Raw genomic sequence first — 17,921 nt, forward strand, 5'->3', positions numbered from 1 at the left:
AGCCAGAGCAACGTCATCGCCTCCAACCCGTTGTACGTGTCCGCGACCAACCTGCGCCTGACCTCCAACTCACCCGCGCGCTTCGGCGCGATGGGCGGCGGCGACCAGGGCGCGCTGCCGTACATCGCCGACGCCACCCCGGCCTCCACGGCACGCTCTGGCCCAGCACCGCGCTCACCCTCGCGGGCAGCCCGTACACCGTCGCCGGTGACCTCACCGTTGGGCCGGGCGTCACCCTCTCGATCCCCGCCGGCGTCACCTTGTCGTTCGCCTCGACCGACCTCATGGCCGCCGGGCTCAGCACCACCCGCGTCGAGCTCGAGGTCGCCGGCACCCTGCTCGCCGACGGCACGCCCGCCAGTCCGATCAACCTCACCGGCGCCAGCGCCAGCGCAGGCAGCTGGTACGGCCTCGAGTTCCTCCCGACCGCGACCGGCTCGGCCGTCGACAACCTCGTCATCTCGTACCCGATCCGCGGCCTCAACCTGGCCGCCGCCGCCGCCAATACGCTCGCCGCGATCACCGTCCAGAACGCCTCCCAGTACGGCCTCTACGCCTCCGCCGGCGCCCCGACCGTCGACGCCTTCATCTCGATCAGCGCCAACAACGCCGGCGCCTACGTCGACGCCGCCGGCTCGCTCACGCTCACCAACTGCGTCCTGCGCAACAACCTCTCGGCCGGCATCTACTTCGCCCCGACCTCGGCCGCCCGCGCCCTGACCGTCACCAACTGCTCGATCAACAACAACGGCTCGTACGGCATCCGCACGCTCGCCTCGAACCCCGGCACCGTCGCCGTCACCAACTCGATCGTCACCAACCACGGCGCCTACGGCGTCGCCCGCAGCGACGCCTCGACCGTCACCACCACCTACTCCGACGTCTGGGGCAACTCCACCAGCAACTTCCTCGGCGGCAGCCAGAGCAACGTCATCGCCTCCAACCCGTTGTACGTGTCCGCGACCAACCTGCGCCTGACCTCCAACTCACCTGCGCGCTTCGGCGCGATGGGCGGCGGCGACCAGGGCGCGCTGCCGTACATCGCCGACGCCACCCCCGGCCTCCACGGCACGCTCTGGACCAGCACCGCGCTCACCCTCGCGGGCAGCCCGTACACCGTCGCCGGTGACCTCACCGTTGGGCCGGGCGTCACCCTCTCGATCCCCGCCGGCGTCACCTTGTCGTTCGCCTCGACCGACCTCATGGCCGCCGGGCTCAGCACCACCCGCGTCGAGCTCGAGGTCGCCGGCACCCTGCTCGCCGACGGCACGCCCGCCAGTCCGATCAACCTCACCGGCGCCAGCGCCAGCGCAGGCAGCTGGTACGGCCTCGAGTTCCTCCCGACCGCGACCGGCTCGGCCGTCGACAACCTCGTCATCTCGTACCCGATCCGCGGCCTCAACCTGGCCGCCGCCGCCGCCAATACGCTCGCCGCGATCACCGTCCAGAACGCCTCCCAGTACGGCCTCTACGCCTCCGCCGGCGCCCCGACCGTCGACGCCTTCATCTCGATCAGCGCCAACAACGCCGGCGCCTACGTCGACGCCGCCGGCTCGCTCACGCTCACCAACTGCGTCCTGCGCAACAACCTCTCGGCCGGCATCTACTTCGCCCCGACCTCGGCCGCCCGCGCCCTGACCGTCACCAACTGCTCGATCAACAACAACGGCTCGTACGGCATCCGCACGCTCGCCTCGAACCCCGGCACCGTCGCCGTCACCAACTCGATCGTCACCAACCACGGCGCCTACGGCGTCGCCCGCAGCGACGCCTCGACCGTCACCACCACCTACTCCGACGTCTGGGGCAACTCCACCAGCAACTTCCTCGGCGGCAGCCAGAGCAACGTCATCGCCCAGAATCCCCAGTTCGTCTCCCCCACCGATCTGCGGCTGCAGTCGTCGAGCGTGTGCATCGACGCCGGCACCGCGGCCGGCGCGCCGGCGGCCGACATCCGCGGCACCAGCCGGCCGCTCAACGGCGACGGGCTGGGCGGCGCCGAGTTCGACCTGGGCGCGTACGAGTTCGTGCTGACGGTGGTGTGCGGCAACGGCGCCGTCGAGCCCGGCGAGACCTGCGACAGCGGCGCCGCCAACGGCACCTACGGCAACTGCAACAGCACCTGCACCGGCCTGGGCCCGCGCTGCGGCGACGCCGTGACCAACGGCCCCGAGACCTGCGATGACGCCAACACCATCGACACCGACGCGTGTCGCAACACCTGCGTCGTCGCGACCTGCGGGGACGGCGTGGTCCGCACCGGCGTCGAGACTTGCGACGACGGCAACCTGCTCAACACCGACGCGTGCCTCAACACCTGCGTCCCGGCGACCTGCGGCGACGGCTTCGTCCGCACCGGCGTCGAGACCTGCGACGACGGCAACACGATCGACACCGACGCGTGCCGCGCCACGTGCGTCCCCGCTACCTGCGGCGACGGCGTGGTCCGCACCGGCGTCGAGACCTGCGACGACGGCAACGTCAGCAACGACGACGCCTGCCTCGCCACCTGCGTGCCCGCCACCTGCGGTGACGGCTTCGTCCGCACCGGCGTCGAGCAGTGCGACGACATGAACTCCGACAACACCGACGGCTGCGTCGGCACCTGCGTCAGCGCCCGCTGCGGCGACGGCTTCGTCCACAACGGCGTCGAGGCCTGCGACGACGGCAACACGATCGACACCGACGCGTGCTCGAACACCTGCGCGTCCCCGACCTGCGGCGACGGCGTGATCCAGGCCGGCGAGGAGTGCGACGACAACAACACGATCGACACCGACGGCTGCCGCAACACCTGCGCGCTGGCCCGGTGCGGCGACGGCGTCATCCACGTCGGCGTCGAGCAGTGCGACGACGGCAACACGGTCAACACCGACGCGTGCACCGCGACCTGCCAGACCGCGACCTGCGGCGACGGCATCCTCCACGTCGGCGTCGAGGAGTGCGACGACGCCAACGGCGACGACACCGACGCCTGCGTCGGCACCTGCATCGCCGCCCGCTGCGGCGACGGCTTCGTCCGCGCCGGCATCGAGGCCTGCGACGACGGCAACACGATCAACACCGACGGCTGCACCAACGCCTGCGCGCTGTCGTCGTGCGGCGACGGCGTGGTCCAGGCCGGCGAGGAGTGCGACGACGCCAACCTGGTCGAGACCGACGCCTGCCGCAACACCTGCCTGGCCGCCCGCTGCGGCGACCTGGTCGTGCAGACCGGCGTCGAGGGCTGCGACGACGGCAACACGATGGCCGGCGACGGCTGCAGCATGACCTGCCAGGTCGAGTCGACCGTCGACGCCGGCGTCGACGCGCCGACCGGCCCCGACGCCGGCACGCCTGGCGAGGGCGACGGCGGCGGCTGCTGCTCGACCGGCCGCGGCGGCCGCGAGACCGGCGCGCTCGGCGCGCTGATCGTGGCGCTCGCGATCGGCCGGCGTCGGCGGCGCGTCGCCTGAGCCGCAGGTCATCACGCCGGTCGCCCGAGCCGCAGGTCGCCGCGCGCAGGTCGCCCGAGCCGCAGGTCGCCGCGCGCAGGTCGCCTGAGCCGCAGGTCGCCGCGCCTGAGCCTCAGGTCAACGCGCCCCATCCTCAGGAATCTGCGGACCCCACCGTGCGATTTCACGGGTCTGGACGCGCCGGCCGTAGGGTCAACTGACCTGAGCGATGGGACAAGTTCCCCATCTTCCAGGCAGTTACGAACGCGGGCAGACTCCGATCATGAAGCGAGCCCTGGGTACGGCGATCCTCACGGCGGCCCTCGCGACCGCCGCGTGCGGCGGCGATGACGGCGGCAACGGCGACGGCGACGGCGGCGGGCCGGTCGACGCTGGGGTCGGCGACGGCGATGGCGGCGACGGCGACGGCGGCGTCCCGACCTGCACGTTCACGCCGACCGGCAACTTCGATCCCCAGGTCGAGTGCCGCTGGGACGCGCCGACGATCGCCGAGGGCTACGCCGCGTTCGACGACGTCACCATGACGCCGACGGTGATGAACCTGACCGACGACAACGGCGACAACCAGGTCACGCTCGACGACATCCCCGACATCGTCTTCGTGTCGTACCGCGATCAAGAGGACCGGCTCAACGTCGGCGGCGTGCTCCGGGTCGTGTCGGGCGCGTGCGGCGCCGACGGCCGCCTGGCCCAGCACTTCGTCGTCGGCCCCACCCAGATCGAGGCCGACACCGGCCAGGCCGGCATCTACTTCGATCCGTCGGGCGGCGTCGCGCTCGGCGACATCGACGCCGACGGCTCGGCCGACATCGTCGGGTCGCTCAAGGGCGGCGGCACGATCGCGCTCGGCCGCGACGGCCACGTGCTGTGGATCAACCGCACCGCGCCCAGCGGCGCCGACACCTTCCCGCGTCGCAGCCGGCGCTGGCCGATCTCGACGGCGACGGCAAGCCCGAGGTGATCCAGGGCCGCGTGATCCTGAACGGCGAGGACGGCACCGTCGCCGGCACCGGCACCGGCGACCTCGGCGTCAACGGCTTCCTCGGCCCGGTCGCGGCCACCGGCGACCTCGACCTCGACGGCCTGCCCGAGGTGCTGGCCGGCGGCACCAGCTACGACCCGCTCGGGATGATCCGGTGGGCGTTCACGTTCCCGGTCGCCGCCACGACCGCGCTGTGCCAGCAGCTCCCGTGCGACGGCTTCACCGCCACGGGCAACTTCGACGCCGACGACGAGGGCGAGGTCGTGATCGTCCGCGGCGGCACGATCTACATCCTCAACCACGACGGCACCGAGCTGATGCGCGCCGGCGCGCCGGTGCGGATCGCGATCCCCAAGGACGACTGCACGAAGAACGAGGGCGGGCCGCCGACCGTGGCGGACTTCGACGGCGACGGCCGGGCCGAGATCGGCGTCGCCGGCGCCGACTTCTACGTCGTCGCCGACCTCGACTGCCTGGGCGCGCCGACGCCGGCCGGCTGCTCGGACCCCGGCATCCGCTGGAAGGTGGCGAACTTCGACTGCAGCTCCCGCGTGACCGGCTCGAGCGTGTTCGACTTCGACGGCGACGGCTCGGCCGAGGTGGTCTACGCCGACGAGCAGAACTTCCGCATCCTCGACGGCACCACCGGCGCGGTCCGCCACTCGATCCCCAACAACTCGCGCACGCGCCTCGAGATGCCGATCGTCGCCGACGTCGACAACGACGGCAACGCCGAGGTGGTGTTCGTCGAGAACTCGGTCGCGACCGCCGGCGCCAAGCAGGGCCTCCGGGTGATCGGCGACTCGACCGACAGCTGGGCCGCGACCCGGCGGGTCTGGAACCAGCACGCGTACCACGTCAGCAACATCAGCGAGCTCGGCGTGATCCCGACCCACGAGCTGGCCAACTGGCGGATCGACTCGCCCAACACCGTGTCGGGCAAGATGAACAACTTCCGCCAGAACCTGCCCGACTTCGACGCCCTGGCCGCGCCCGACCTGACCGTGGCGCTGGCGCTGATCCCGGTGGGCTGCGAGCTCGAGGCCCACGTCTGCAACGTCGGTGACGTGGTCGTGGGCATGGGCGTGCCCGTGCACTTCTACGACAACACCTCGATGGCCGAGATCACCTGCGAGGGCGGCCCGCTCACGACCCCTGGCCCGCTGGCGCCGGGCGCGTGCGTCGACGTGAGCTGCGTGTGGCTGGCGGCGCCGGCGACGATCGACGTCCGCGCGTGCGTCGACAACGCCGGCTACGACTGCGGGTCGGCGGCCGGCAGCCAGAACAACGAGTGCCACGAGGACAACAACCGCGACGACCGCGACGGCCCGTTCGCGTGTACGCCGATCGGGTGATCGCCGGTGACCGCGGGTGATCGCGGGTGGCGGCGGGTGCGGCGGGGACCACTTCTCGCGAGCGCGCGTGACCCCGCGTCCGCAGGGAGCGCCGGACGCGCGCGTGACCGCGACTGACCGCGCGTGACCGCGCGCGACGCCGGTGAGCGCGACGGCGGTCAGGGCGCGGTGAGGTAGACGTCGACGCAGCTCACCGACTCGGCCACGAGCGAGCCGGCCAGCGCCACCGCGCACACCTGGTTGCGCCCGCGCCGGAACGCCAGGTCGGTCACGGCCACGGTGCCGTCGAGGCCGGGGCTCGCGTCGCCGGCGGCGGTGTCGTTGAGCCGGATCGGGAAGGCGCGGCCGGGCTGGCCCGTGAGCGTGAGCGAAGTCAGGCTGGGGGCGATCACCGGCGTGGTCGTCGCCCAGGCCGGGCCGCGGATCGCGCCGGGGTTGGCCGCCATCGCGCCGACGTCACCGCTGCCGACGTCGATCCGGATCCGCCCGACGCCGCCGCGGCCTCCAGCGTTGGTCGCGCCGGTCGAGGCGCCGCCGCCGGGCGCCGACAGCCACGCGCCGGCCGCGGTGATCACGCCGCCGGCGCGGACCAGGATCGCGCCGCCCGAGCCGCCGCCGCCGCCGCCCGAGCCGCCGTTCGACGTGCCGCCCGCGGCCGCGATCGCGCCGGCGCCCTCGACGACGATGTCGCCGCCGGCCGACAGCGCCACCACGCCGCCGCCGCCACCACCCACGCCGCCCATGCTGGTCAGGGCCGCGCCGCCGCCGCCGCCGCCGTTGCCGCGGTTGCCGGCGGCCCCGGTGACGCTGACCAGCGGCACCAGCATGTCGTTGCCGGTCACGCCGCCGGGCCCGCCGGCGCTGTCGCCGCTGCCGCCGGTGCCGGCCGCGCCGAAGCCACCGCCGCCGCCGCCGCTGCCCGACAGGCCGAGCCCGTTGTTGGTGGTGCCGCGGCTGCCGCCGCCGGGCGTGTAGTCGCCGTCGGTGGCCGCGGCGCCGCCCGCGTTGCCGTGCGGACCCGGCGTCGTGCCCTGGGCGCCGCCGTCGAGGCGCGCCGCGACCCGCACGTCCGCGGTGGCGACCAGGCGCACCGGATCGGCGCCGGTCCAGCGCACGTCGCCGGTGATCTCGATGCGCGAGTACACCTGGGGCATCGCGCTCGCGGTCGCGGTCGGTCCGGTGAGGGTCAGCTCGGCCAGGCCCAGCACCGTGACGTCGATCGTCGCGGCGACCGCGCCCTGGGTCACGGTCAGGCGCAGCGTCCGCATCGCGCCGGCGCCGAGATCGGTGAGGACCGGCACCCGCAGCTCGAGCGCGGCCTCGGTCCCGTCGGCGCTCGCGACGAAGCCGGTCACCGTCGGCGTGTCCCCGCCGCCGATCAGCTCGGCGGTCACGACCGCGTCGCCGACCAGGCTCTGACCGTGGAGGACCACCAGCACCGGCCGACCGCCGCCGGCGCCGACGCCCTCGGCCACCGACGCCGGCTCGACCGAGGCGAGCGTCAGCAGCGTCGGATCGGCGTCGATCGGCACCGCGTCCACGACCGGCGCGTCGGTCGCGTCGGTCGGCGGCGGCAGGTTGTCGGCGTCGTAGACGATGGTGCAGGCGCCGCACAGCGCGGCCAAGCCGAGGATCAGGGGACGGGGCACGAGCTCACGGTAGCGCGGTTGGCGGGATGCGGGATGGGCCTCACGGTCAGCTCACGGTCGCGATGTGGGAGGTGCGTCTCCCGCATCTCACGGACGCCTCTCTGGTCAGGTGGCCTGGGGCACCGCATGGTGGTGGGATGATCACGACGAGCTGGACCGAGCCCACGTGACCGATCCTCGCAGCGCCTCGACGCTTCTGGTCCCGTCGCGATGGCATCGCACAGACGGCTTGGGCACGATCACGACCATGGCTCGGTGTGTGCTGTGTTCGATGCCGTCCGGCCGGGGCCTCCTGTGCGACGGTCACCGCAAGGCCATCGGCAAGAGCGGCCTCACGCCCGAGCAGATCGCCGCGCGCCGCGCGACCGGCGCCGCGAGCCTGATCGACGCCTGGGGCGTCGGCTGGGCGGTCGGTGATCCGTGCGTGGTCGGCCGGGTGCTGGCCGATTGCGATCTCACGCTGCTGCACGCGTCGGTGTCGTCGCAGCACGCCCGGCTCGAGCGCCTCGACGGCGTCTGGCGCCTGGTCGACCTGGGGAGCCGCAACGGCACCTACGTCGACGGCGTCCAGATCGAGGTCGCGCCGCTCGCCGACGGCGCGCGGCTCCGGTTCGGCGAGGTCGACCTGTACTTCGTCGAGCGCGCCGTCGCGAGCGCCGCGTCGCCGGCGGGGCCCGGCCGGACCGCCCCGAGCCGCCGCGATCAGCTGGTCTTCACCGCCGCGGTCACGACGCCGACCGGCGCCCGGGTCGAGCTGGCGCAGCGGATCGAGGGCGGCGTGGTGCGCGTCGCGGGCACGCGGCTCGAGCTGGCGCGGCTCGAGTTCCACCTGCTGCAGCTCCTGACCGAGGCCCGCCGCGACGCCGTCACCCCCGAGCTCGCGTACGTGCCCTGGACCGCGATGGCCGAGCGCCTCGAGTTCCGCTCGCGCGACGCCGACAGCGAGAACGTCCGCGAGCTGGTGCGCCGGGTCCGCCGCAAGCTCGAGCAGGCCGGCCTGCCGGAGCTGATCGAGTCCCGCCACGGCGTCGGCTACCGCCTGGCCGCCGCGCCGGAGGTCACGCGATGACGGCCGCGCGGATCATCGCGGCGCTCGTCGCCGCCGCGGCGACCGTCGCGCTCGCGCCGGCGGCGCGGGCGCAAGCGCCGGCGACCACGCGCGTCGCGGTGATCGTCGACCTGGTCGCCAACGTCACGCCCGATCGCGCCACCGAGCTGGGCGGCGCCGTGGCCGACGCGCTCGAGCGCGCGCTGGTGGTCGACGCGACCGGCGGCGCCGACGTGGCGCGCCGGCTGCCGGCCGAGGGCGTGCCCGACGACTGCGTGGCGGAGGCCGCGTGCATCGCCAGCCTGGCCCACCGGCTCGACGCGACCGAGCTGCTGTTCCTGGCGATCGTGCAGGTCGGCACCACGGTCCAGATCGACGCGACCTGGGCCAGCGCCGCGACCGGCGAGACCCGCTCGCGCCCGCGCATCGATCTCGAGGCGGACGCGCGCGCCGGCGAGGTGTTCGCGGCGGCCGCCGAGCGGCTGCTGCCGCACGTCGAGCACCGGTCGGCCGTGGTCATCGCGCCGCCGCCGCGACCGACCGAGCCGCGGCGCCGCATGACGACCGCCACCTGGGCGCTCGGCGGCGGCGCCGTCGCCGCGCTCGCCGGCAGCGTCGGACTCGGCCTGTCCGCGCGCGCGACCTACCAGCGCTGCGACAGCGATCCCGATCGCTGCGACGCCGACGATCGCGCCGGCCTGCGCACCCGCGCGGTCGTGGCCGACGTGCTCGGCGCGGGCGCGCTGGTGGCCGGCGGCGCCGCGCTGGTGCTGTACCTGCGCTCGGCGCGCGCCGACGGGCCGCGGCCGGTCCAGGCCTGGATCACGCCCGTGCGGGCCGGAGCCATGGCGGATGTCCGCGTCGAGTTCTAGCGCGGCGGCGCCGAGCCGCGCGAGCTGCCCCGCGTGCAAGGCGGTGTTCCGCGGCGACTTCCGGCGCTGCCCCAACGACGGCGGCCTGCTGGTCGAGAGCGACACCGATCCGCTGGTCGGCACCGTGCTGGCCGAGCGCTACCAGATCGAGGCGGTGCTCGGCGACGGCGGCCTGGGCCGGGTCTACCGCGCGCGCCACGTGCGCATGTCGCGCCGGTTCGCGATCAAGGTGCCGTTCGGCGAGGTCGGCTACGATCGCAAGTCGCGCGCGCGCCTCGCCAACGAGGCCGAGGCGGCCAGCCGCCTCGACCACCCGAACGTGATCGGCGTGATCGACGTCGGCGAGACCCCCGCGGGCCTGTTCTACCTGGCGATGGACCTGGCCGACGGGCCCAGCCTGGCCGAGCTGGTCGCCGACGATCAGATCGCGCCCGACCAGATCCTGACGCTGCTGGTCCAGCTCGCCGACGGGCTCACCCACGCCCACGAGCGCGGCCTGGTCCACCGCGACCTCAAGCCGGAGAACGTCGTCGTCACGACCGCCGCCGACGGCACGATGCTGCCGCGCGTGATCGACTTCGGCCTGGCCCTGGTCGACGACGGCGAGCCGAGCACGCGCCTGACCACCGAGGGGCTGGTGGTCGGCACGCCGTACTACATGGCGCCGGAGCAGGCGACCGGCGAGGATCTCGATCACCGCGCGGATCTGTTCGCGCTGGGCATCATCCTGTTCGAGCTGCTGGCCGGGTGCCTGCCGTTCGACGGCGCCCCCGCCGAGGTCGCGCGCCAGAACGTGACCGCGCGCCTGCCGACGGTCTTGGCCCGATCGGGCCGCGTGGTCGACCCGCTGCTCGAGGCGCTGGTGACCTGGCTGACCCGCAAGCGCCGCGCCGAGCGCCCGCTGGCGACCCGCGACGTGCTGGCGTTCGCGCGCCGGCTCAGCGCCGGCGATCGCGCCGGCGCCCGCGAGCTCATCTCGCCGCCCTTCCGCCCCCCGGCCGACGCCACGCTGGCGATCGAGCCCGCGCCCGCCCCGCCGCGCCCAGGGCTGGTGGCCGAGCCCGCGGCCGAGCCGCGCGCAGGGCTGGTGGCCGAACCCACGGCCGAGCCCGCGCCGGGCGCGGAGCTGGAGCCCGCGCTCGATCTTCCGCCGCGCCGCCGCCGCTGGCCGCTCGCGGCGCTGGCGCTGATCGCCGTCATCGCGGCGATCGCGCTGGTCGCGTGGCCGCGCTCATCGCCGACGACCGCGCCGGCCGCGATCGCGGTCGTCGATGCCGGCGTGCCGGTCGACGCCGCGGACATCGTCGCGCTGGCGCCGGTCGTCGACGCCGCGCCCGCGGTCGCGCCCCCGGCGATCCCGCTCGACGCCGCGCCCGCGCCGAGCGTGCGCGCCCGCCCGCCGATCGACGCGGCCGTGTCATCACGCCCGCGCGCGCCCGTCGACGCCGCGCCCGCCGCGCCGCCGCCGTCGCCCGCGATCAGCCTCGACGGACTGTCGCTCAAGGCCCAGTACAAGCGCATCGCCACCGAGCTCGACGCCGCGATGTCGCGGCTCGGGACCGATCGCACCGCGGCGCTGCGCCGCCGCTTCGACGCCGTGCCGCCCTACCTCGACGCGGTCCGCAAGCCGACGCTGCGCATCGAGGCCGAGGCCGAGCTGCGCGCGCTGGCCCGCGATCTGAACAAGCTGCCGCGCTGAGCTTCCCGACGGGTGAGGCCGCTCGGTGCGCGGCCCCGCGCGCGGCCATGGGCGCGGTGACCAAGCGCGCCGCCTTCGACCGCCACCGCGCGGCGATCGAGGAGGCGCGCGGTACGCCCGGCATGAAGGTGCCGCTCAGAACGCCAGGCTGACGCCCAGGGTCGCGGCGGCGCCGTGGTCGTCGTCGAGCTGCTCGCCGAGCCCGAGCGACAAGAGCGGCCGCGCCCGGCCGAGCCGCGGCAACGGGTGCAGCAGCTCGGCCCGCCACGCCGGCGCCGGCGTGACGTCGTCATCGAGGGTCGCGCCGAGCCCGAGCCCCAGGCGCAGCGCCAGCTGGCGCCACAGGCCCCAGCGCGTCAGCGTCGCCAGGAAGCCGAAGGTCGACGGCGACGACGGCCGCAGCGTCAGCCCGGCCCCGAACCCGAGCTGGTACCGCGGCGTCAGCGTCAGCCCGACCTGGCCGCGGATCTCGGCGAGGCCGCCGCCGCCGCGGTCGAGGCCCGCCGCCACGCTCAGCTCGCCGCGCGCGTCCCCGACGCCGGCGCTGTTCTGCGCGACGTCGTGCGGGCCGGTCGACCCGTCGATCGTATAGCCCGTCGAGGTCGACGACGTATCGATCATCGGCGCGCGGTCACTGATCTCGATGGTCTCGCCGCCGTAGCCGTCGCCCTGGCTGCCGGCGGCGGAGCCCAGCACCGTCCCGAACGTACGGCCGGTCGGGATGTTGCGGGTGTACTCGTCGGTGATCGACTGCGTGATCACCGGCACCGCCAGCGTCGGCACCGGCTGGCCCTCGACCCGCGGCCGGTCATCGACCGCGACGAACGACGTGTACGGAGACGCCAGCGCGTGGGCCAGCGCGATCGTCGTGATCGCCCCGCGCGCGGCCTCGGCGTCGCCGGTGCGGCCCGCCGCCGCCAGCTCGCGGATGCGGTGCCGCGCCCACAGCCGACCCAGGAGCGCGCCGTCGCCGCCGGCGCCCGGCAGCGCGATGGCCTGCTCGAGCGTCGCGACCTGGTCGCCGATCCGACCGATCACCCGCACCCGCCCGCGCGCGCCCGCGGCGTAGCGCGCGGTCACGACGATCGGCTGGCCCGCGAACAGATCGCCCACGATCGCCGGGGTCACGTCGGTGACGCCCAGCCCCGGGAACTCGACCCGCACGTCGCTCCACATCGGCGCCACCAGCTGGCGGAAGAACCGCGCGATCTGCGGCTCGGGCGGGTCGTCGAGCAGCAAGATCTGCGACGCGCCGTGCCCGTCGCGAGCCATCTCGTCGAGCAGGGACCGGTTGACCGACGAGCCGACGCCGAACGAGAACAGGTGGACGTTGGCCGCCCGGGTCCGCGCGATCTCCGCGAGGATCTCGTCGTCGTTGCCGATGAACCCGTCGGTCATGAAGCAGACGTACCGGACGCGGCCGTCGGTCGGCGGATCGGCCAGGGCCGCGCGGATGCCGGCCAGCATCTCGGTGCCGCCGGCGCTGGCCAGCCCGTCGACGAAGCCCCGGGCCCGGCGCAGGTTGGCCGGCGTCGCCGCCAGCAGGGCGCCACCGTCGAGCCCGCCGACGTCGATCGAGAAGTTGAGGATGCGGATCCGGTCGCCGGGCTGCACGTGATCGAGCGCGTACCGGATCGCCCGCTGGACCAGCGCCAGCGGCGGCCCCGCCATCGAGCCCGAGGTGTCGAGCACGAACACCAGCTCGCGCGGCGCCGCGGCGATCGGCGGCAGCTCGGGCGGCTGGATGATCGCCGACAGGTAGCCCTCGGCGCCGGCGAACCCGGCCAGCACGCCGATGGTGGGCTCGGCGACCTCGACCCGCCAGCGCACCACCAGGTCCTTGTCCGCGGCCGCGGCCGGCGCCGCCAGCGCGATCGCGAGGTGATCGTGATCGAGCTCGGTGGCGATCAGCTCGTGGGTCGGGCTGTCGACCTCGGCCACCGGCAGGCCCGGCTGCAGGTCGAGCCCGAAGGCGAAGACGGTCGCCGGCGCGCCCATCGCCTGGAGCGGCGGCGAGATCCGGGCCGCGTCGGGCACGCGCTCGGTGTCGGCCGCGACGCCGACGCCGGTCCGGGTTCCGGACGGCGCGCCGGGGATGTAGCGCGGGCCGACCACCGTCGGCAGCGCCAGCTCGGTCCAGCCGTCGTGCGGCTCGAGCAGCACGTCGTAGGTCAGCTCGATGTCGATGACCTCGCCCGGCAGGATGCCGCTGACCGACTGGGTGAACACGTTGGGCCGCTCCTGCTCGAGCAGCGCCGCGGTCTGGCCGACCGCGCGCGCCCGCTCGTAGGTGGCCCGGGCGTCCTCGCGCCGCGCGATCTTGGCCACGATCGTCCGCGCGCCGATGCGCATGGTCATGGCGCCGACCGCCGCGCGCTCGGGCAGCGGGAAGATGTAGACCGCCTCGATCGCGGTCGTCGCCGGGTTGGCGAAGTGCTGGGTGTGGCGGACCTGGGCGATCGCGCCGCGGACCGCGACCCGCATGTCGCTCGCGACCAGCGGCAGCTCGGCGCGGACGTTGCCGGCCGCGATCATCTCGAGTCGAGGGTGGTCGTCGGCGCGAGCCGACGCAGCCGCGATCGTCAGCGCGAGCGCGCACAGGAACAGGCGTGCCATGGAGTCCTCCTCCAGGGCCAAACGCCGCGGCTTGGCTCCGGATCCATGACAGCTCCTGGCCCGCCGGCGCGCCCGCGCTCACCCGGGTGTCGCAGGGCCCGAACCCTCGAGGCGCTCAGCCCAGGAAGCCGGGCAGCGCCGCGCGGTCGAGGATCGCCGCTGCGAAGATCGCCCCGAGCCCCATCAGCTGGAGGAAGAACGGGTCCTTGGCCTGGCGCCAGTGGAGGATCAAGAAGAACAGCGACACGAACGGCAGGAACACGCAGCCCAGCCCCCACAGCACGCCCTCGCTGAAGGCGCGGACCAGCATCCACAGACCGCCGACGACGAGGGCGAACACTCCGGCGAGCGCGACCAGGGTGAGCAGTGCGTGCATGCGCGAATCGTGACGCACCCCACCCCGGGGTCAAGCGAAATCGGAACGCCCGCGATCGATCAGCGGAGGCACGCGCGGCGCGCGCGCTCGATCAGCTGAGCCGCCACAGCTCGCTGTACGCGCCGGCCGGCGCGTACGGCGCGCCCGACGCGGTCGCGGTCGACCGTGGCTCGAGCACCAGCAGCCGCGCGCCGGCCTGGCGCACGAACGCGCGCGCGTCGGGGCCGCCGTCGATCACCGCCGACAGCCCGCGGGCCGCGACGATCGGTCGGTAGCCGTGGACCGGCTCGGCGGCGCGGACGTAGGCGACCGCGGGGCTGGCGCCGACCGCGCGCTCGGCGCGCAGCGCGGCGACCACCTGCTCGAGGTCGGTCTCCTCGGCGAAGCTGGTCGAGCGCAGCGGCGCGATGAAGCCCCGCGGCGCCGGACCGCGGCCGTCGACGCGCGCGAACGCGTAGCTGCGGGTGCTCCCGGTGGCGCGCAACGTCACGCGGGTCCCGAGCCACACCGCCTCGGCGTCGTCGGGCCAGCCCGACACGCTCGGCGCCGCGACGAACTCGGTCGCGATCCGGATCGCGTCGTTGCGCGGCAGGCCCGGCGCCTCGGGCACCGGCGCGATCCACGACACGATCGCCGACGCGTCGACGTCGTCGAGGTCGGCCTCGCCCAGCGCGCTCGTCATGGCGCCCGCGGCGTCGGCGCCACCACGGGCACGTCGACCAGGGGCCCGGGCGCGTCCGGCGCGCTGCCGTGCGCGCCGCGCAGGTGCTCGATCAGCGCCGGGCCCAGCTCGCCGCCGACGAAGCCGCGCACCGTCGACTCCCAGAACGACTGGTTCGCGGCCGGGTGGTCGAAGTAGAGGTTCACCGCCCGGTCGATCGCGTCGAGCGCCGGGGCGGTGGCCGCGACGGGGTGGCCCTCGTCGACCTGCGCCCAGCACGCGTTCACCGGGACCCCGACGCCCGTGGTCGCGAGCTGCGCCAGCGCCATCGCGAGGCCGTTGAGCCAGTTGCCCTCCTCGACGTGGCCGCCGCCCGCGTGGGCGTGCGCCTCGCCGGGGCGGTTCTCGATGTCGCCGTGGTCCTTCGCGATCTCGCTGTGGCTCGGCGGCGTGTAGCTGGCCGGCGCGATGCCGGAGTAGTGCCCGGCCTCGCCGCCGCCGGGGGCGCCGGTGCCGGGCCGCGGCCGACCGTTGTCATCGAAGAACTCGCTGACGTTGCCGAAGGTGTCGGCGACGTGCTGGCGGGTCTCGCGGAACGGCCCCGCCGCCACCGGTCGACGGTTACCCGACACGTTGGTCTGGTTGCGGATCGCGCCGATGAACTCGTTGAGGACCGCGGTGCCGGCGTCGAGCGCCGCGTTCCACAGCGTCCCCAGCAGGCCCTCGATCAGCGCGTGGATCTGCTGCTGCGCCATCTCGATCGCCGCGGCCGCCGCCGGGCCGACGACCGGGATGTTGCGCGCGGCCGCCTTGAGCAGATCGAGCGGGCCGTGGCCGTAGGCCCACTGGTACAGCTCGCGCAGCGTGTGCTGGCGCGTGCGCAGCTGCTGCTCCTGCGCCTGCAGCTGCGTGACCAGCCCGCGGATGCCGTCGGCCGCGGCGCCGGTGGCCCCGGTCGCGCCGCTGGCGACCGCGTCGCCGCCGGCGGTCACCGCGCGCGCGCCGCCGTGCAGCGAGGCCGCCGCGTCGCCGCCGACGCCGGTGTGGCGGTGCAGCAGGTCGGCCCCGGCGCCGAGCGTGTCGAGCGCGCCGCTGCCGAGCGCCGCGAGCCCGTGGGCCCCGCCGGCCGCGACCGTGCCGGCGCCGTCGACGACCGCGGCGCCGCCGCTGCCGAGCGCCGAGATCGTGGCGACCGCCGGGTGGATGAAGTCGGCCATGGCCTGGCCGCAGCCGTTGATGTTCGCCGGGTTGGCCGGGTCCATCTCGATGTAGTCCATCGCGGCCAGCATCAGCGGGCTCGGCTCGTCGGGCTTGACCCGGAACGGGTCGAGCGCGCGCCACTTGGCGCTGAGCTCCTCGGCCAGGCTGTCGATCGTGTCGGTCAGGTTGAACGAGCCGGTCGTGATGACCTCGCGGTCGCCGACCGTCAGGTTGGGCGCGGTCGGGTTGCCGTGGGCGTCGTTGCCGTGGACGTGCGAGTCGAGCACGCGCCCGCCGACGCCAGCGACCGAGCTCAGGTCGGCGGTGGTGGCGGCGGTGACGGTGCGGTGGTTGGCCGCGTCGCGGCTCTCGGTGGTCGCGGTCGCGACGCGCAGGCCGCCGGCGCGGACCAGGATGTTGAGCGCGATCTCGCAGAAGTTCGAGTGCGCGAAGTAGTCCTGCAGCGTGTGGACGCCGCTCGAGAACATGCGCGGGCCGTGCAGCGTCTCCTCGGCGGGGCTGCCGTCGGCGTTGTGCAGGTTGCGCTGGGTGCCGAGGCGCGCGGCGTTGCGCAGGGTCTGGGTGCACCAGTCGCGGCTGCCATAGATGTAGTTGGGGATCGCGGTCTCGTCGACCTGGAACGCGGTGGCGTCGTGTCCGTTGACGGCGTCGTGCCCGCCCTCGGCGGTGTGCGAGTTGTGCCGGTAGCGATCGTCGAGGTCAGCGTAGGCCTGGTGGCCGGTGCCGGCCGCGCCCACCGCCGGGTGGGCGCCGGAGATCGACGCCGCCGTGTCGGGGTTGGCGCCGTCGGGGTGACGCGCGGGCGTGCCCGCGGCGCCGCCCTGATCGATCACGTCGGTGCCGCGCAGGCCGGTCGGGTTGTCGATGTGCTCGACCGGATCGTAGGTGCCGAACGACGACAGGTTGATGCCGCGCCCGAAGTCGTTGAGCGCGATCAAGTTGAGGATCTTCATGACCGGCCGGTCGGGCGCGGTCAGGCCGAGGCTCGCGGTGGTCGGGGTCAGGACCTGGGACAGATCGCGCTCCCAGTTGCCCATGCGCGCGGTGCGGACCTCGGCGTCCGACAGCCCGCCCATCCCGTGCAGCGCGGTCTCGGTCAGGCGCGCGTGACCGCCGCCGCCGGCGGTCGGGCCCTCGTCCTGGGCGAAGAAGCGCACCTTGGGCGCGGCCGATGACAGCGGTGCGCGTTGGCCGGCGAGCGCGGCGGTGGCCGCGGCGCTGGCCTCGACCTCATGGACGTCGCCGGTCTGGCCGGTCTCGAGGGCGGCGTGGGCCGCCGCGTCGGCCTGGTGCTCGGCCGGATCGTCGGTGGCGCCGACGCGCTTGGCCTGAGGCGCCGGCTGGCTGCCCTGCTGCGCGACGTGCGCGAGCTCGTGGCCGATCAGGAACTGGCCGCTCGACGAGCCGGGATCGTACTGGCCGGAGCCGAAGAACACGTCGCTGCCGTAGGCGAACGCGCGCGCCCCCGAGGCGTCGACGGCCTGGGACGCGGACGCATCGGTGTGCACGCGGACGCTCGACAGATCGGTGCCGTAGGCGGCGCCGAAATGCTGCTGCACCGGGCCCGGCAAGCTGGCGCCCGAGCCCTTGCCGGCGATCGCCGCCGTGGCGATGTCGCCGCGATCGCCGGCCTGGCGCTGGGCGGCGCCGGCCGCGGGCGCGGCCTTGCGCATGATCGGCAAGGTCGGCAGGCTGGACAGGGTCGGCAGGTGCAGCGCGAACGGGTCGTCGACGACCTCGGTCGACGCGGCGGCGGTCGACGCGGTCGCTGCCGAGGGATCCGTGCTCGCGCGACGCCGCACGGCGAGCCCGTCGGTGCGGGCGCGCTTGCCGGGGGCGGCGCCGCCCAGCGAGTCCGCGCCATCGTCCACGCCCTGTCGGTCGCCGGTCCGATCTCGGGTCATACCCGCCACGACGGACGCCGCCCCGGATCTTCCCCAGAAGAAGGGGCCCGAAAACGACAACCACCTGAAATAGCGCGACAATC

Annotated in this window: 11 protein-coding genes; 6 read left to right on the forward strand and 5 right to left on the reverse strand. The window is 74.7% G+C overall.

What is annotated here, in order from left to right; all coding sequences use genetic code 11:
* Positions 1-284: 284 nt before the first annotated feature.
* The 3 genes from IPL61_19975 (at position 285) to IPL61_19985 (ending at position 5,792) form a co-directional block, all read left to right on the forward strand.
* The gene (locus IPL61_19975; protein ID MBK9033513.1) at positions 285-3,455 is read left to right on the forward strand and encodes a DUF4215 domain-containing protein; all 3,171 of its coding nucleotides are present in this window, start codon (positions 285-287) and stop codon (positions 3,453-3,455) included.
* Positions 3,456-3,717: 262 nt separating this feature from the next.
* Positions 3,718-4,416 carry a hypothetical protein gene (locus IPL61_19980; protein ID MBK9033514.1) on the forward strand — a complete coding sequence of 233 codons (699 nt, stop codon included), beginning with the start codon at positions 3,718-3,720 and terminating at the stop codon, positions 4,414-4,416.
* Positions 4,323-5,792 carry a VCBS repeat-containing protein gene (locus IPL61_19985; GenBank protein MBK9033515.1) on the forward strand — a complete coding sequence of 490 codons (1,470 nt, stop codon included), beginning with the start codon at positions 4,323-4,325 and terminating at the stop codon, positions 5,790-5,792. The genes IPL61_19980 and IPL61_19985 overlap by 94 nt, the downstream gene beginning before the upstream one ends.
* Positions 5,793-5,950: 158 nt before the next feature.
* On the opposite strand, the gene IPL61_19990 is transcribed toward IPL61_19985, so the two are convergent.
* A complete protein-coding gene (locus IPL61_19990; GenBank protein MBK9033516.1) occupies positions 5,951-7,441 on the reverse strand; it encodes a hypothetical protein in 1,491 nt (496 codons plus the stop codon).
* Positions 7,442-7,712: 271 nt separating this feature from the next.
* Between IPL61_19990 and IPL61_19995 the strand changes: the two genes are divergently transcribed.
* From IPL61_19995 to IPL61_20005, 3 genes are read left to right on the forward strand one after another with little or no spacing between them, the layout of a single operon-like run.
* Positions 7,713-8,510: an FHA domain-containing protein gene (locus tag IPL61_19995; protein MBK9033517.1), complete on the forward strand. Its 798-nt coding sequence runs from the start codon at positions 7,713-7,715 to the stop codon at positions 8,508-8,510.
* Positions 8,507-9,361, forward strand: coding sequence for a hypothetical protein (locus tag IPL61_20000; protein MBK9033518.1), 855 nt, complete (start codon positions 8,507-8,509; stop codon positions 9,359-9,361). Before IPL61_19995 ends, IPL61_20000 begins: the two co-directional genes overlap by 4 nt.
* Positions 9,342-11,060 (forward strand): protein kinase, encoded by a 1,719-nt coding sequence (locus tag IPL61_20005; GenBank protein MBK9033519.1) that lies wholly within the window; start codon positions 9,342-9,344, stop codon positions 11,058-11,060. The genes IPL61_20000 and IPL61_20005 overlap by 20 nt, the downstream gene beginning before the upstream one ends.
* Positions 11,061-11,195: 135 nt before the next feature.
* On the opposite strand, the gene IPL61_20010 is transcribed toward IPL61_20005, so the two are convergent.
* The 4 genes from IPL61_20010 to IPL61_20025 form a co-directional block, all read right to left on the reverse strand.
* Positions 11,196-13,676 (reverse strand): VWA domain-containing protein, encoded by a 2,481-nt coding sequence (locus IPL61_20010; GenBank protein ID MBK9033520.1) that lies wholly within the window; start codon positions 13,674-13,676, stop codon positions 11,196-11,198.
* A 115-nt stretch (positions 13,677-13,791) separates the two neighbouring features.
* A complete protein-coding gene (locus IPL61_20015; protein ID MBK9033521.1) occupies positions 13,792-14,052 on the reverse strand; it encodes a hypothetical protein in 261 nt (86 codons plus the stop codon).
* A 91-nt stretch (positions 14,053-14,143) separates the two neighbouring features.
* The gene (locus IPL61_20020) at positions 14,144-14,734 is read right to left on the reverse strand and encodes a hypothetical protein (GenBank protein ID MBK9033522.1); all 591 of its coding nucleotides are present in this window, start codon (positions 14,732-14,734) and stop codon (positions 14,144-14,146) included.
* Complete coding sequence (locus tag IPL61_20025) at positions 14,731-17,805, reverse strand: DUF4157 domain-containing protein (GenBank protein MBK9033523.1); 3,075 nt, start codon at positions 17,803-17,805, stop codon at positions 14,731-14,733. Before IPL61_20025 ends, IPL61_20020 begins: the two co-directional genes overlap by 4 nt.
* Positions 17,806-17,921 lie beyond the last annotated feature (116 nt).

The sequence above is a fragment of the Myxococcales bacterium genome (assembly GCA_016717005.1).
Classification (GTDB): domain Bacteria; phylum Myxococcota_A; class Polyangia; order Haliangiales; family Haliangiaceae; genus UBA2376.